Origin of the sequence: Octadecabacter temperatus (assembly GCF_001187845.1) — a bacterium.
Taxonomy (GTDB): domain Bacteria; phylum Pseudomonadota; class Alphaproteobacteria; order Rhodobacterales; family Rhodobacteraceae; genus Octadecabacter; species Octadecabacter temperatus.
In genome coordinates this window covers 477,430-493,259 of sequence record NZ_CP012160.1, presented here as the reverse complement: position 1 = coordinate 493,259, position 15,830 = coordinate 477,430, and the positions used below count along the sequence as shown (strand labels likewise).

The following is a 15,830-nucleotide window of genomic DNA, read 5'->3' as shown; positions in this document are numbered from 1 at the left end:
CCAACACTGGGCTGGCGAACGGGGATACTATTCAGGCACTAAGCGCCGTCAGCGTTCTTGCGGATGGTTTCGTTTTTCGGGTCATAGGGGCTGTCCTGCACAACTTCAGCGTCCCACAACTCACGGAACATGCGCACCTTAACTTTCGTGCCTACGGCGCACAATTCTGCCGGTAGGTAGCCCATGCCGATGGATTTTTCGAAGGCCACCGAATAACCGCCAGACGTCAGGCGCCCGACCTTTTGCCCGTCATGGATCAGCGCCTCGCGGCCCCATGGATCAGCATCCGCAGGACCGTCAATCAGCAGCGTCACGCATTTCGAGCGAATGCCGATCTTTTGCATCGCGTCCTTGCCGTGGAAGTCTTTTTCAAGATCAACAAAGCGCGGCAAGTCAGCCTCAAGCGGGGTTGCGTCGCGGCCCAATTCGGTGCCGAACGCACGGTATGATTTTTCCTGACGTAGCCAGTTTTGTGCACGCGCGCCGACCAATTTCATGCCATGCGGCTCGCCTGCTTTTTCCAAGAGATCGAACAAGTAGTTCTGCATTTCCATCGGGTGATGCAATTCCCAACCAAGCTCACCTGTATAGGCAACGCGGATGGCGTTGACCGGACACATGCCCAGTTCAATCTGCTTGGCAGACAGCCAAGGGAAGTTCTTGTTGTGCAGCGCAGTTTCAGGATTTGCGTCATTGATGACCGCGTTCAACACGTCGCGGGACTTCGGCCCCGCAATCGCGAAGACGCCCCATTGCGTGGTGACGTTCTGACACTCGATACGGCCAAATTCGGGCTCTTTGTCTTCGATCGCTTTGCGCAGGAAGTCGGCGTCATAATCCGTCCAAGCCCCTGCAGACACGAGGTAATAGCTGTCCTCGCCCGTGCGCACGATGGTGTATTCGGTACGCGTGGTGCCGTGGGACGTCAGTGCGTAGGTCAGGTTAATGCGGCCGATTTTCGGCAACTTGTTGGTGGTGAACCAATCAAGGAATGCAGTCGCACCGGGGCCTTTTACGACGTGTTTGGTAAAGGCTGTGGCGTCGATAAGGCCGACACCTTCGCGGATTGCTTTGGCCTCATCCACGGCGTGCTGCCACCAATCGCCACGGCGGAAAGATCGCGCGTCGTGATCGAAGTTGTCTGGTGCATCTAGCGCACCGAAGTAGTTCGGACGTTCCCAACCGTTAACGAACCCGAACTGTGCGCCGCGTGCTTTCTGGCGATCATAGGCCGGTGCTGTGCGCAGGGGACGACAGGCAGGGCGTTCTTCATCAGGGTGGTGAAGGATGTAGACGTGGTCGTAGCATTCTTCATTTTTGCGGGCGGCATATTCCGTGGTCATCCAGTCGCCGTAACGTTTGGGATCAAGGCTCGCCATGTCGATCTCGGCTTCGCCCTCCACCATCATCTGCGCGAGGTAATACCCCGTGCCGCCAGCAGCCGTGATGCCAAATGAGAACCCTTCAGCCAGCCACATGTTGCGCAAACCAGGCGCCGGACCGACCAACGGGTTGCCATCAGGCGTGTAGCAGATAGGGCCGTTGAAATCGTCCTTTAGTCCGCTTTCTTCGCAGGACGGAACACGATGGATCATCGCCATGTATTGTTCTTCGATGCGCTCCAGATCGAGCTGAAAGAGATCGGCGCGGAAGCTGTCGGGCACACCATGTTCAAACACGGCAGGTGCGTTCTTTTCATAAACGCCGAGGATCCAACCACCACGTTCTTCGCGCACATAAGATTGCGCATCTGCGTCGCGAATAACAGGGTGTTCGCCATTGCCAGCGGCGCGGTGTTCCACCAGCGTAGCATCCTGATCCATAACGATAAACTGGTGCTCGACTGGGATCGCGGGCATCTTGATGCCAAGCATTTTCGCGGTCCGCTGGGCGTGGTTGCCCGATGCCGTGACCACGTGTTCAGCCGTGATAACGATCTGCTCGTCCGACGGCACAAGGTTGCCACCTTTTTCCACCATCTTTGTGCAGGTCACGTCCCACGCGGTGCCGTTCCAATCAAACGCATCAGCCTGCCATTTGCGCACGATCTCAACACCGCGTTGACGCGCGCCTTTGGCCATCGCCATCGTCACGTCCGCAGGGTTAATATAGCCGTCTTCGGTGTGATAAATCGCGCCTTCAAGGTCTTCAGTGCGGATCAGGGGCCAGCGTTCTTTGATCTGTTCTGGGGTCAGCCATTCAAATGGCACGTCACAGGTTTCCGCCGTAGACGCATAAAGCATGTATTCTTCCATGCGTTCCTTGGTCTGGGCCATGCGCAGGTTACCGACCACAGCAAAGCCTGCATTCAAACCTGTCTCTGCCTCAAGCTCTTTGTAGAAATCGACCGAGTATTTGTGGATGTGGGTTGTCGCGTAGGACATGTTGAACAGTGGCAGCAAGCCAGCGGCGTGCCACGTGGAACCGGACGTCAACTCGTCGCGTTCCAGCAACATGACATCGTCCCAGCCTGCCTTGGCGAGGTGATATGCGATTGACGTTCCGACGGCACCGCCGCCTACGACCAAGGCTTTTACGTTCGTTTTCATCTGTGCGACTCCCTTACGGTACTTGCACGTAATTTGGCGCAATTGAGGGATCTTCGCCAAACCGAGCCGACGCCACAGCGACCAAAACCGACCATGAACACAAATTCATGCAAAAAACCGGCTGCTTGCAGTCGTTTCTGGCAGAAAATGAAATTCCTTCAAAAACCCATGTTTTTCAGGTGTTTCCCTTACGTAAACCAACTGCAACTAAGGCGAGAACATGTTGTTTTATCAAAAGGTTAGCGAGTGCGGCAATTTTGCGACAGGGTGTGAGATGGACACGCTTCCCCCTAGGAGAACGCGTCAACTGCCCCTATGTTGGCGTCAGAGTAACGTGAGAGAGCCGTGCTAAGCGGCCCCACGAGGAGAGCAGTATGACACGTATTTCACTAGCAGCGCTTGGCGCTGTAATGGTTCTTGGGGCATGTACACCGCCCGAAATCGCTTCACGGATGGACAGCAGCGAAACGCTGTATTCCGGCTTTGAAGCCGCTGAAAGCTATACGCCGCGCCCAGTTGGGTCGCGTTCGGAAAATGATTTCATGCGTTTTTCAACCATGAGCCTCGCACGCTAACAGCGTAATCATTGGTTTAACCTGCACCTATTTAGGGTGCGGAAAACCCGACTAGACATATTTCCATAGCTGATTGACCTTAGGGAAACCTAAGGGAGAACAGCTATGCGCAATATGGATTTGATGGACGCCGCCGAACTTGTTCGTGACAGTTACAAAGGTGCCAGCCATCTGCCGCCTGTCCGTGCTGATATTACCGAAGCCCATGTCGAAGCATATTTCCTAAGTGACAACACCCTGGTCATTCCAGGCAGCAACCAGTTGGTGGACTATACCAAGGCGAACTTGGTGACTGGGAAAACCAAAATCTCTTGGGACCAAATGGGCAAGGCCAGCGGCAATGCTATTTGGCACAAAGGGTTTGCGGGGCACGCGTCTACCATCGCAAACAAGCTGGGGCGTGCTAGACCAACCTTCATCATCGGGCATTCATTAGGCGCTGCGGCGGCTCAAATTCTGGGCTGCATTTATGGTGTTCCTGCAATTGGATTTGCGTCACCGATGCCCCGTCGTGGCCGGTCGCGGCTCACCCATGAAGGAAAAGTTCTGAACGTTGTGCGCAATGACGACCTTGTTTGCAGAATGCCGCCCAAACAATTTGGGTTCCGACGCATTGGCAATACCGAAGTCATGCAACCCGTGACGAAGAACAAGAGCGAGGATCATTCTATGCCCCGCTACATCGAACTGATGGAGATCGAACGTCGCGCTGGAAAGATCGTGAAAAGCTGGCCGCGTTAGCGGTTAAAGCATCGCCGGAATGACAAGATCAGGCGGGCGGTGGCCGTCGTCGAATGTTTTTACGTTCAGCAAGACTTTTTCGCCCATCTCAATGCGCCCTTCCAACGTGGCAGACCCCATATGCGGCAGCAACACGACGTTCTTTAGTTCACGCAAACGCGGGTTCACGCCAGTGTCGTGTTCGTAAACATCCAATCCAGCACCCGCGATTTCACCCGCGCGCAGCATACGTGTCAGGGCGTTTTCATCGATCACCTCACCGCGGGCCGTGTTCACGATCACCGCATCCGGTTTCATCAATTTCAAACGCCGCGCATTCATCAAATGGAACGTGGCAGGGGTGTGGGGACAATTGATCGAGATGATGTCCATGCGGGCCACCATTTGATCAAGGCTTTCCCACCATGTAGCACCCAGATCTTCTTCGACCTCGGGGCGCAGGCGACGGCGGTTGTTGTAATGGATTTGCATCCCAAACGCGTGCGCGCGTCTGGCAACGGCCTGCCCAATGCGCCCCATCCCCAAGATACCGAGGCGACGGCCCGCAATGCGCCCACCCAACATCGCAGTTGGCGCCCAGCCGTCCCAGTCACCTGTCTGCATCAATGCAAGGCCTTCCGGAATGCGACGCGTGACAGACAAAATCAACGCCATCGTCATGTCAGCCGTGTCTTCCGTCACAACGCCCGGCGTGTTGGACACCAGCACTCCGCGTTGGCGTGCAGTTTGAACATCAATATGATCCACCCCCGCGCCATAGTTCGCGATTAGCTTCAAACGATCCCCAGCTTGCCCAAGAACCTTTGCATTAATGTCATCGGTAACGGTCGGAACCAGCACATCACAGCTCTGCATCGCTGCGATTAGCTCGGCAGAGGTCATAGGCGTGTCGTCCTCGCGCAAGGTCACCTCGAACAATTCACGCATCCGGGCTTCGACAGCATCGGGTAACCGTCGCGTGACGGTAACACTTAGACGTTTGCTTGGCATGTTTGCGTCCCTTCGCTTGCCCTACGGGGCGGTTGTTGCCAAGTTGCCCTCAAAGGTCCGGTGGCACAAGAACCACCATGTAAATTCAGGACCAGTTGAGAGCAGAGATTATGATTTTAGCACGCACAGTTTGTCTGGCGATCATGGTAGCGTTTGGCGCGCCCGTTGTTGCGCAAGAAGCTACATCCGAAGTCATCACACCGATTACGGCCGTTCAAGGTGAACGTGGGCCAGTTACAAACTTGCCAATGCCGCGGTTTGTGTCGCTGAAAGCCAATGAAGCCAACGTGCGCCGCGGCCCATCCCTTTCGCATCGCATTGACTGGGTTTTCCAACGCCGCGACATGCCGCTGCGCGTTGTCGGTGAATACGGCCATTGGCGCCGCGTTGTTGATCGCGAAGGCATGGGCGGTTGGGTCCATTATTCCCTGCTTTCGGGCAATCGCACGGTAATCGTTGATCGTGACCTGTTGGTTTTGCGCGGACAGCCTGTACCGGACGCAACCGAAGTTGCCATGCTAGAACTCGGCGTGATTGCCGACCTTGGCGAATGCAGCGCAGACTGGTGCCGGCTTCGTGCCGACGGGTACCGCGGCTGGGCCCCGAAAACCGCGCTATTTGGCGTCGCGCCGGACGAATTGCGCGACTAGGCCAGCCGGCCCTGCGGGGCAGAGTATTTAAGAGCCAAAGAAGCGAAAGTGGGGCGCCTTAACCGGCCAAGCCCCGTCCCTTTAGCAATGCAGTTGCGTCTGGCATTGAACCCCTGAACTTTTGATACAGGACGGCTGCGTCTTCTGATCCGCCCGCGGAAAGAATGTGGGTTTCCAGTTTCTTTGCCATGTCAGGATCAAACGGGCCGCCGTTGTCTTCAAATGCTTGGAACGCATCGGCGTCCATGACTTCGGACCACATGTAGCTGTAATACCCGCTTGAATATCCGTCGCCTGCAAACACATGCGCGAAATGCGGTGTGGCATGGCGCATTCGGATGGCGTGAGGCATGCCAAGGTCTTCGAGGACTTCGGCTTGTTTTTGCATCGGGTCAGCTGGTGCGTCTTCAGATTCATGGAACGCCAGATCTACCATCGCAGAGGCCACATATTCGACCGTGGAAAAGCCCATATCGTAGGTCGCCGCCCCAAGCATCCGGTCCAGCAAGTCGCGCGGCATCGGTTCGCCAGTTTCAGCATGGGTTGCAAATTTTTCCAAGACTTCAGGAACTTCGAGCCAGTGTTCATAAAGCTGGCTAGGGAGTTCAACGAAATCACGCGCCACAGAGGTGCCTGAAATCAGCTCATAAGTCACATCAGAAAGCATCTGGTGCAGCGCGTGCCCAAATTCATGAAACAGGGTACGTGCATCGTCATATGACAGCAGCGCAGGCGCGTCTTTCGGCGGCTTGGCAAAGTTGCACACGTTGATCACATGCGGGCGAATGTCGCCCGCCAGCTTTTGTTGCGAACGCATCGCTGAACACCAAGCACCAGAGCGTTTGGATCCACGCGCAAAGTAATCCCCGATGAAGACCGCCACGTGTTTTCCGTTTCGCGTGACGTCCCAAGCGCGGCAATCTTCATGATAAAGCGGCGCGTCGATTGGGGAAAACTCCAATCCGAACAGCCTGTTTGAACAATCAAATGCCGCCTCGATCATGCGGTCTAATTGCAGGTAAGGTTTGAGTTCCGCTTCGTTCAGGTCGTGTTCCTCGGCGCGGCGTTTTTCGCTGTAAAAGCGCCAGTCCCATGGTTCTAACGGGCCGGTTTCGCCGCTTGTGTGCATTGTCGCTTGCAAGACTTGCGCATCGGCGATCGCGGCGGCTTTGGCGGGCTCCCAAACCTGCATCAAAAGCGCGCGCACAGCGTCGGGTGTTTTAGCCATTTCGGTTTCGAGTTTGTAGTCAGCAAAGCTGTCATACCCGAGCAGGTTCGCGCGTTCAGCACGCAGGGTCAGAATTTCAGCGGCCAATGCGCGGTTGTCTGTTTCGCCGCCATTCGCGCCGCGCGCTGTCCATGCCTCATAGGCCTTTTCACGCAAGTCGCGGCGCGAGGAGAACTGCAAAAACGGAACAATCAAAGACCGCGACAGGGTGACGACAGGGCCGCCCGCATCTTTGTCTTCGCCAGCAGCCGTCGCTGCCTGAACCACAAAATCAGGTAATCCCGCCATATCATCTAGCGGCATGAACCAGCTGCGTTCATCGGCCAGAAGGTTTTGCGTGAATTGCGTTCCCAGAACGCTAAGACGTTGTTTTACTTCGGCCAAACGGTCCGCCGCATAGCCTGACAGTTCAGCACCGGATCGTACGAAATTACGGTGCACCAGCATCAACACACGCTGTTGTTCGTCATTCAGATCGAGGGATTCACGTGCTTTCCACAGCTTTTCGATGCGCGAGAACAAGTCTTTATTGGCTGTCATTTCCGAGTAGTAGGTCGATACCAGTGGCGAGAAATCCCGCATCAGGCCTTCGCGCACTTCGTTGCTATCAGCGCCTGCCAGAGCGTAGAATGGTGCAAGCGCCTTCTCCAAAGGCCTATCGACATGCGCCAAAGCATCGATCGTGTTGGCGAATGTCGGCTCTGTGTCGTTACAGATTGCGGCAATCGCAGCGCGGGCCTCAGCCAAAGCCTCTTCGAGTGCAGGGGCGAAATGGGTGTCTTCGATCAGATCGAAGGGTGGCAATTCAAACGGGGTATCCCACGGGGCACGCAACGGGTTTGTCATGAAGGTCTCCTTTGAATTCAACCTAAGCAGCCGCGCCGCGACGTACCACCGCCAACTTAATGGCTCGGCGATTTTTGCAGTGAATTTCGTTCAAATTTTCGCAAAGCAGGGCTAGGGCCGCGTTAGCCGCAGATCGGGCAGTCCGCACGGGGCTTTATCCCGATAATGCGGGTTTCAGCATAAAGTGCGTCATAGATAAGCAACCGCCCACGCAGCCCCTCGCCCGCGCCTGTCAGCGTTTTGACGGCTTCGACCGCCATCATCGCGCCCAACACGCCAGGCAATGGGCCAAGCACGCCGCCTTCCGCGCAACTTGGCACTAAAGACGGGTCAGGACGTTCTGGGAAAATGCACTGATAACAAGGTGTTCCAGCATGCGGCGCATATTCGCTGATTTGCCCTTCCCACTGGGTTAGCGCGGCCGAAATCAGCGGTTTATGTGCTTTGACGCAGGTTTCATTGACCAAGTATCGTGTATCAAAATTGTCCGTACCATCGAGCACGAGGTCGTATTCAGAGACCAAATCGATGGCGATCTCGTCGGTCAAACGTCGTTCATACGGCTTAACCGTGACGAAGGGATTGAGCGCCTTCATTGCCTTTGCCGCAGACTGAACTTTTGCCATTCCGATACTTTCGTCTGTGTGGATGACCTGACGCTGCAGGTTGGAATTGTCGACGACATCATCGTCGATTACCCCAATTGTGCCGACACCAGCGGCCGCGAGATACTGCAAAGCTGGCGCACCCAAGCCCCCCGCCCCGATGACCAAAACAGACGCGTCTTTCAGTGCTTTCTGCCCTGCGCCGCCGATTTCACGAAGTACGATGTGGCGGGCATATCTGGTTAGCTCGGTGTCTGAAAACGGCCCTTCGTTGTCATTTGGCTCGGGGCTTTCCTCTGCTTTAACAGCGGAGCGTGATCGCAAGAAGGAAAGCAAAATAGAATATCCATTTAGCAAAATTCCCACAGCTACGATAAATATCCACAGCTCAGGCTCACCGCCTGTACTTTCGCGAATTGGATGACCGTCGGGCAAAACAAGGTGCAGTGCGATCAAGACTAAAAGCAACGCTGCAATCATTGAAACGCGGTAAAAACGAGAGAGGTTCATCGCCAATCCGATGCCCCATAACGCCGCCGCCAAACCTACAACAATTGCCATTATCAAATCACCTAAGCAGTCCCGGTCGAGCCGAAGCCGCCAGACCCACGTTCAGTTTCATCAACCAATCCGATTTCGAACGCGGCCTGTATGACAGGTGCTACAACCATCTGCGCGATCCGCATCCCGTGCGTGATTTCGAAAGGCTCTTCACCACCGTTTTGCACGATCACGCCAAGCGGGCCGCGGTAATCACTGTCGATTGTACCTGGGCTGTTTGGCAACGTAATCCCGTGCTTCAGTGCAAGGCCGGAACGCGGGCGAACTTGTACTTCAAACCCGTCTGGAATTGCCAATCGCAGGCCGGTTGGCACCAGTGTTCTTGCGCCCGCAGCAAGGGTAACACTTTGACCGTCAAGGAAATTTGCCCGCAGATCTGCACCCGCTGCGCCCGTGGTCGCGTATGTAGGAAGCCCTTGCGTTTCATCCGCACCTTCAAGCCATTCGAACAGAATAGTCACCATCAGCCCAGTGCCTCTGCGATTTTCTCAGCCAAGCGTTGCGCCACCTGATCCTTACCCATGCGCGGCCAGTCCTCAGCACCGTCTTTTGAGATCAGGGTGACGTCGTTCTCAGATCCACCCATTATCCCCGTGCTTGGCGACACGTCGTTCGCCACGATCCAATCGCAGCCCTTGCGCTTTCGTTTTGCAGTTGCGTTTTCGATGACATCTTGGGTTTCAGCCGCAAAACCGACGACCAGCTTTGGCTTCTGCTTTTCAGCACAAACCGAGGCGAGAATATCTGGGTTCTCGGCGAACTCCAGAACAGGTAACCCATTGCCATCTTTCTTTATTTTCTCATCAACAGTGTTTGCCATGCGCCAATCCGCAACGGCTGCGGCGAACACGGCGGCATCCGCTGGCAGTGCCGCTTTAACGGCCGCTTGCATTTGCGCCGCGGTCTGGACTTCGATCAGATCGACACCCATCGGTGCGGCCACATCTGCAGGGCCCGTTACGAATGTAACTTTCGCGCCCAGCCCCAACAACGCCTGCGCAATCGCCGCCCCCTGCGCGCCAGAAGAGCGGTTCGCGATGTAGCGCACCGGGTCAATCGGTTCGTGAGTCGGGCCAGATGTCACCAAGACATGGCGTCCTTTTAGCGGGCCGTCGTTTACGGCTGCTTCGATCGCAGCAACAATTTCCATCGGCTCCGCCATTCGACCAAACCCAAATTCACCACAGGCCATATCGCCCTCATTGGGGCCACAAGTCAAAATACCATCCTCAAGCAAGGTCGCCAGATTCCGCTGCGTTGCCGCGTGCTCCCACATTCTGACGTTCATCGAAGGCGCAATCAGAACACGTTTGTCGGTTGCCATCAGAAGTGTCGACGCAAGATCGTTCGCCAAACCCGCTGCCATTTTTCCCATCAAATCTGCGGTCGCCGGCGCGACGACCACCAGATCGGCGGCGCGGCTCAACTCGATGTGTCCCATTTCCGCTTCATCGTTCAAATCAAACAGGTCTTGGTAAACCTTTTCGCCAGCCAAGGCCGACACGCTTAACGGCGTTACAAATTCGGTTGCTGCCTTTGTCAAAACGGGCGTCACCGAATGCCCGCCCTCACGCAATCGGCGGATCAGGTCCAGCGATTTGAACGCCGCGATACCACCGCCGATTATCAACAGAATTTTCTTGCCAGCCATGCCCGCATCCTCTCATTAACGTGCGAAGACTAGGGGTTAGCGCGAGCAGAGGCCAGACACGAATGACCCGACCCGTTGTCACGCACTGCGAGTACTTTGCTTTTGGTGGCGTACTGTTTACGAACGACGCAACGTTCGGATCACAGAAAGGCCCCGCTTTGCCCTTGCCCAAGTTCACATTCGTCTTAGGTGGCGCTGCTTCGGGCAAGTCTTCTTTCGCAGAATCACTTTGTTTTCAGTCGACTAGATCCCGCGTCTACATTGCGACGGCCCAGGCCTTTGATGATGAGATGCGCGCCAAGGTTTCCGCCCACCGCAGTCAACGCGGGTCTGATTGGTTAACGCTTGAAGCACCACTCGACGTTGCTGGCGCCCTTGCGGCGCGAACACCTGAGGAGATCGTGTTAATCGATTGTGCGACCCTTTGGCTATCCAACGTCCTTTTAGAACAGAAAGACACAGCTGCTGCGGTTGCCGCCCTGCTTGCTGCAATTGCAACCTGCCCTGCCAAAATCATTGTCGTTTCAAACGAAGTTGGCCATGGAATCGTGCCTGATAACGCCCTCGCCCGACAGTTTCGCAATGCCCAAGGACGGCTGAACCAGTCAATTGCGGCACAGGCCGATTTGGTTGTGACTGTGATCGCCGGCCTGCCGCAAATCCTCAAAGGTGATAAGGACATGTTAACGTGACGGTCATTTATTGGGTCCGCCACGCCCCAACCCATGAGAACACATTCGTCGGTCATCGCGATGTCCCTGCGGACCTATCTGACACGGCCCAAATCGCACGGCTAAACGCCGCGTTGCCGCAAGACGCACTTGTCGTTTCTTCTGACCTTTCTCGCTGCGTCGACACTGCAACGGCGATCCAAGGCCCGCGAATGCGGCTATCTCACCGCGTTGGATTACGCGAGTTTGATTTCGGTGATTGGGACGGGATGCACTTTTCCGATGTTTCTAAGAAATGGCCGGACCTGTCGCGTTCCTACTGGCAAAACCCCGGTGACGTTGCCCCGCCAAACGGTGAAAGCTGGCATGCTGCGGCGACGCGTGTGTCGAGCGAGATTTCTACAATCGTCAAAGACAACCCGCGTCGTGATATCATCGCCGTGGCGCATTTCGGCGCGATCCTGACCCAGGTGCAACTGGCTGCAAATATCCCGCCATACTCTGCTCTTGCCCATCGGATCGACAATTATTCTATCACTGAAATTCAAGTCCGCCCGACGTTCGGCGTCGCACGCGTCAATCACGTTCCGTGAAAAGCGTCACCACAAATTACGATTTGCACAGCTACGGGGCCCCGCTTAGGTTGCTCACATGACATATCAGTTAATCCTCGGAAATCGTTTATATTTTAGCTGGTCCATCGCGGCCAACATGATGGTTGAGAAGTTCGGTTTGTCCGAGCATATCGATATAAAAATTGTACACCCTCAAGAAGAAGCGGACGTTGCGCGCTTTCTAAAAGACATACCGCCAGCACGCACATTGCCGACAATGGTGACGCCGGAGGGTGTCGTTGTGTCCGATAGCCTTGCAATCGCGGAAGAGCTCGCATCGCGCTTCCCCGAGGCGAAAATGTGGCCTGCAGACCCGACCGCCCGCGCCGTTGCGCGCACAGTGGCGGCAGAAATGCATTCCAGTTTTGGTGGCCTGCGCGGCAACTGGCCCGTCAATTTGCGTCACATTTTCATCGGAGCTGTTGCCCCCGCCGAAATCGAAAAAGAATTGGACCGATTGGAACTGATCTGGGCCACCGCCCGAGAAAAATCTGGTTCAGCTACGCCTTGGCTCTGCGGGGACTATAGTATTGCAGACGCAATATTCGCACCAATGGCCGCGCGTTTGGCGGCCTATAAATTCGATACACGCCCTGTAACGAAGGCCTACGTTGCTGCGCATCTGGCTGATCCTGCGTTTCAGAAATGGCGTGCAGACGGTTTGGCGAACGACCCGATCATGCCAAAATTTGACCTCGATCTGCCAACGGAACCTTGGCCAGTCTGAGCGATTTTCTAGTGATTACCGCGGTGTTTACCATTCAGTAACCACCCCGCTGTTAATGATCATTAACAGCGGGGAAAGGGTTTAGAATGGTGGCACGCGCCTACACGGTCGCGTTTGAAGGCGTCGAAGCGCGGTTGGTCGAAGTGCAATGCGCTACGTCCCCGGGCATGCCCGCGTTCTCAATTGTCGGCTTGCCCGACAAAGCTGTTTCCGAAGCCCGTGATCGGGTGCGATCGGCCCTGAGCGCGCTGTCCATTGCGCTGCCGTCAAAGAAAATTACCGTTAATCTCTCTCCTGCCGACCTGCCAAAAATCGGCTCGCATTTTGACCTACCTATCGCGCTGGCACTCCTCGCGGCACTCGATGTTATCCCCCACGACAAGCTCGCTGAAACCGTGGCTTTAGGAGAGCTTTCACTAGATGGAACGCTTGTTCCGGTTCTTGGCGCATTGCCCGCCGCAATGGCCGCAGCCACTGAAAACAAATCACTTTTTTGCCCCTCAGCGTGCGGGCCAGAGGCCGCTTGGGTTGAAGCGACGGCTGTCTTTGCGCCTAAAACCCTGGCCGAAACTTTACGACATTTCACCGGACAAGCGGAACTTTCGCCCGCCGAACCCGGTGAAATTGCTCCGCATCAAGGGGGGCGGGACTTTCGCGATGTTAAGGGTCAGGAAAAAGCAAAGCGCGCTCTCGAGATCGCCGCCACAGGTCGTCATCATGTCTTAATGGTCGGCTCACCCGGATCTGGAAAGTCGATGTTGGCTGCGCGATTGTCTAGTATTTTACCGCCACTCAGCCCCACTGAAGCGCTCGAAACGTCGATGATCCATTCTTTGGCGGGATTGATTAGCGAAGGCGGAATTCAACGCGCGCGCCCCTTTCGCGAACCACACCACACGGCATCGATGGCCGCGATCGTCGGCGGAGGGCGCGGCGCAAAGCCCGGAGAAATCTCCCTCGCGCACAACGGGGTTTTGTTCATGGATGAATTCCCAGAATACCCGCGCACCGTTTTAGAAACACTTCGCCAGCCCGTTGAAACGGGTGAGGTTGTGGTCGCGCGCGCAAATGCGCACGTCCGTTATCCCTGTCGATTTATGCTCATCGCGGCCGCAAACCCTTGTAAATGCGGATATTTGGCGGACGCTGCCCGCGCATGCGCCCGCGTTCCTGTTTGTGGCGAAGAGTATATGTCGCGCATTTCTGGCCCACTACTAGACCGTTTTGATTTACGCATCGAAGTCCCGCCAGTTGCGTTTTCCGACTTGGATCTTCCCCAATCTGGCGAAACTTCCGCAACTATTTCGACGCGTGTGGCAAAGGGCCGGGCAATACAAACAGCGCGGTTCGAGGGAACGGAAATGCGGGTAAACGCGGACCTAGAAGGCAGCGCACTTGAGGAAATCGCGACGCCGGACACGGAAGGAAAGGACCTTTTGTTGCGGGTCGCAGATCGTTTCGGCCTTAGCGCGCGGGGGTATCACCGTGTGCTAAGGGTCGCGCGGACAATTGCAGATTTGGATGGATCAGAAGGCGTAAGAAAACCCCATGTGGCCGAGGCTGTGGGCTATCGTTTGGCGCTTTCAAAGGAGCTTTGAACAAACGCCGCCGCTTTTCGCATCGCAGCGTTGGCCTCAGGTAGGCGGCCATCAAAAATCTGCCAGACGTGCGGGACGTACGGCCAGACATCAACCGCTCCACCAGTTGCTTCAGCCATTCTCTTGGAATCACTCAGTAAAACTTCGTCTCCACCAACTTGTATCAAAACCGGCGGAGGGTTTTTGAAGCCCGCAAAAAGCGGGCTGGCAAGCGGGTGCATCGTGTCCGCGCCATTCAAATACAGATCGACGGCTTCTTCCATCCGGCTCACAGGGATTAACGGGTCTTTGTCGCGGTTTGTCTCAATCGTGTCACCGGACAATGTTAAATCCGTCCAAGGCGAAAAGGCGAGAACCGCGGCGGGGCGTTCGTTACGGGCCAAAAGGGTCGACAGTAACCCGAAAACTAAATTCCCACCGGCGCTGTCCCCTGCGATAACGATCTGATGTGCTTTCCATCCGGATGCGATCAAATGGTTCCATGCGTTGAGTACTGCATTCGGTGCTGCTGGAAACGGCGCGTCCTGAAGGACCGGATAGTTGGCCAAAAAAATCGTAGCTTTTGTACGCTTCGCCAATCGACCGCCAAACGCACGGTAACTGCGCTGAGACCCTGTCACGAATGCGCCTCCATGTAGGAACAAAATCGCGCGGTCCGCCATCGGTGTTCCGACGGTTATTCGGCTTGAGGGGCCATCTTGGACCGCTTTCAACCCTTTAGGTTTGCTGAACAAAAACGGTGCAGCTCGCTCGAAATCGCGGTTTGCCTTTTCAGGGGTTCCGGTGCGCTTTAACTTGGGCTTGACCAACCATCGCATGCCAAAGATCAGCAAACGTAGTCGCAGAGACGGTGAGCTCATGGGCGTTTAGCCTCAATCGCCTCCCAAATCTTGGCGGAGATGTTCACATCGTCAAAACGCTCAAGCTCCTGAATTCCAGTTGGCGATGTCACGTTGATCTCGGTCAGGTAGTCGCCAATCACGTCGATCCCGACAAAGACCTGTCCTTTTTCGCGCAAAAGCGGGCCAATGCGTGCGCAAATCTCAAGGTCGCGCTCTGTCATGCCGATCTTTTCGGGGCGACCACCGACATGCATGTTTGAACGTGTTTCACCCTCGGCCGGAACGCGGTTGATGGCCCCCACTGGCTCACCGTTCACAAGGATAATCCGCTTATCGCCCGCACTAACGTCTGGCAAAAACTTCTGCATAATCAACGGCTCACGGTTAATTCCGGCAAACAATTCATGCAGCGAAGCGAGGTTACTATCACCCTTTGACAGCTTGAAAACACCAGCCCCGCCATTGCCGTAAAGCGGCTTGAGGATCACATCGCCGTGGCGCGCGCGGAAGGCCTTGAGCGTTTCAAGATCACGCGCGACTGCGGTCGGCGGGGTCAGATCAGGGAAGTCGAGGACAAGCAGTTTTTCTGGATAATTACGCACCCAAAACGGGTCATTCACGACCAGCGTATCTGGGTGAACGCGATCCAGAATATGGGTCGTCGTAATATACCCCATATCAAATGGCGGGTCTTGGCGCAGCCAAATCACGTCGACATCCGCAAGGTCTTGTTCCCGCATTTCACCGACTGTGAAATGGTTACCCTCTTCACGGCGAATGGTCAGATCCTGCCCACGCGCAAGGACGCGGCCTTCCTGATAGCTCAACTGATCGGGCGTGTAATAGAACAGTTTGTGCCCACGCGCCTGTGCTTCTTCGGCAAGGCGAAAGGAACTATCGGCGTTAATATCGACGGCGTCGATTGGATCCATTTGAAAGGCAACGGTAAGGGATTTTGCAGCGGTCATAGCGAGGTCCATCT

Annotated in this window: 15 protein-coding genes; 7 read left to right on the top strand and 8 right to left on the bottom strand. The window is 55.6% G+C overall.

Annotated elements, in window-relative coordinates:
• Positions 1-38: 38 nt before the first annotated feature.
• Positions 39-2,549 (bottom strand): GcvT family protein, encoded by a 2,511-nt coding sequence (locus tag OSB_RS02620; protein ID WP_049833519.1) that lies wholly within the window; start codon positions 2,547-2,549, stop codon positions 39-41.
• Between the two features lie 374 nt (positions 2,550-2,923).
• Here OSB_RS02620 and OSB_RS02615 point away from each other — a divergent pair, with 374 nt between their 5' ends.
• Positions 2,924-3,124 (top strand): hypothetical protein, encoded by a 201-nt coding sequence (locus OSB_RS02615; RefSeq protein ID WP_049833518.1) that lies wholly within the window; start codon positions 2,924-2,926, stop codon positions 3,122-3,124.
• Between the two features lie 105 nt (positions 3,125-3,229).
• Positions 3,230-3,865 (top strand): lipase family protein, encoded by a 636-nt coding sequence (locus OSB_RS02610; RefSeq protein ID WP_049833517.1) that lies wholly within the window; start codon positions 3,230-3,232, stop codon positions 3,863-3,865.
• A 3-nt stretch (positions 3,866-3,868) separates the two neighbouring features.
• Here the strand turns inward: OSB_RS02610 and OSB_RS02605 are convergent, their stop codons facing one another.
• Positions 3,869-4,855, bottom strand: coding sequence for a 2-hydroxyacid dehydrogenase (locus tag OSB_RS02605; protein ID WP_049833516.1), 987 nt, complete (start codon positions 4,853-4,855; stop codon positions 3,869-3,871).
• A gap of 110 nt (positions 4,856-4,965) precedes the next feature.
• Here OSB_RS02605 and OSB_RS02600 point away from each other — a divergent pair, with 110 nt between their 5' ends.
• A complete protein-coding gene (locus OSB_RS02600) occupies positions 4,966-5,505 on the top strand; it encodes an SH3 domain-containing protein (RefSeq protein ID WP_049833515.1) in 540 nt (179 codons plus the stop codon).
• A gap of 58 nt (positions 5,506-5,563) precedes the next feature.
• Here OSB_RS02600 and OSB_RS02595 read toward each other — a convergent pair whose 3' ends face one another.
• From OSB_RS02595 to coaBC, 4 genes are all read right to left on the bottom strand, one after another.
• A complete protein-coding gene (locus OSB_RS02595; RefSeq protein ID WP_049833514.1) occupies positions 5,564-7,579 on the bottom strand; it encodes a M3 family metallopeptidase in 2,016 nt (671 codons plus the stop codon).
• Between the two features lie 122 nt (positions 7,580-7,701).
• A complete protein-coding gene (locus OSB_RS02590) occupies positions 7,702-8,745 on the bottom strand; it encodes a HesA/MoeB/ThiF family protein (RefSeq protein ID WP_049833513.1) in 1,044 nt (347 codons plus the stop codon).
• A gap of 11 nt (positions 8,746-8,756) precedes the next feature.
• Positions 8,757-9,209: a dUTP diphosphatase gene (gene dut / locus OSB_RS02585; RefSeq protein WP_049833512.1), complete on the bottom strand. Its 453-nt coding sequence runs from the start codon at positions 9,207-9,209 to the stop codon at positions 8,757-8,759.
• A complete protein-coding gene (coaBC, locus tag OSB_RS02580; RefSeq protein ID WP_049833511.1) occupies positions 9,209-10,396 on the bottom strand; it encodes a bifunctional phosphopantothenoylcysteine decarboxylase/phosphopantothenate--cysteine ligase CoaBC in 1,188 nt (395 codons plus the stop codon). Before coaBC ends, dut begins: the two co-directional genes overlap by 1 nt.
• Positions 10,397-10,554: 158 nt before the next feature.
• Between coaBC and cobU the strand changes: the two genes are divergently transcribed.
• The 4 genes from cobU (at position 10,555) to OSB_RS02560 (ending at position 14,006) form a co-directional block, all read left to right on the top strand.
• Entirely contained in the window at positions 10,555-11,088 is a 534-nt protein-coding gene (gene cobU / locus OSB_RS02575; RefSeq protein ID WP_049836016.1) for a bifunctional adenosylcobinamide kinase/adenosylcobinamide-phosphate guanylyltransferase, read from the top strand.
• Entirely contained in the window at positions 11,085-11,660 is a 576-nt protein-coding gene (locus tag OSB_RS02570) for a histidine phosphatase family protein (protein WP_049833510.1), read from the top strand. Before cobU ends, OSB_RS02570 begins: the two co-directional genes overlap by 4 nt.
• Positions 11,661-11,718: 58 nt before the next feature.
• On the top strand, positions 11,719-12,408 hold the full coding sequence (locus OSB_RS02565) for a glutathione S-transferase (RefSeq protein WP_049833509.1): 690 nt from the start codon (positions 11,719-11,721) through the stop codon (positions 12,406-12,408).
• Between the two features lie 86 nt (positions 12,409-12,494).
• Positions 12,495-14,006, top strand: coding sequence for a YifB family Mg chelatase-like AAA ATPase (locus tag OSB_RS02560; protein WP_049833508.1), 1,512 nt, complete (start codon positions 12,495-12,497; stop codon positions 14,004-14,006).
• Here OSB_RS02560 and OSB_RS02555 read toward each other — a convergent pair.
• Positions 13,976-14,866 carry an alpha/beta hydrolase gene (locus OSB_RS02555; protein ID WP_234967338.1) on the bottom strand — a complete coding sequence of 297 codons (891 nt, stop codon included), beginning with the start codon at positions 14,864-14,866 and terminating at the stop codon, positions 13,976-13,978. The genes OSB_RS02560 and OSB_RS02555 overlap by 31 nt on opposite strands.
• Positions 14,863-15,816, bottom strand: coding sequence for a glutathione synthase (gshB, locus tag OSB_RS02550; protein ID WP_049833507.1), 954 nt, complete (start codon positions 15,814-15,816; stop codon positions 14,863-14,865). The genes OSB_RS02555 and gshB overlap by 4 nt, the downstream gene beginning before the upstream one ends.
• Positions 15,817-15,830: the final 14 nt, after the last annotated feature.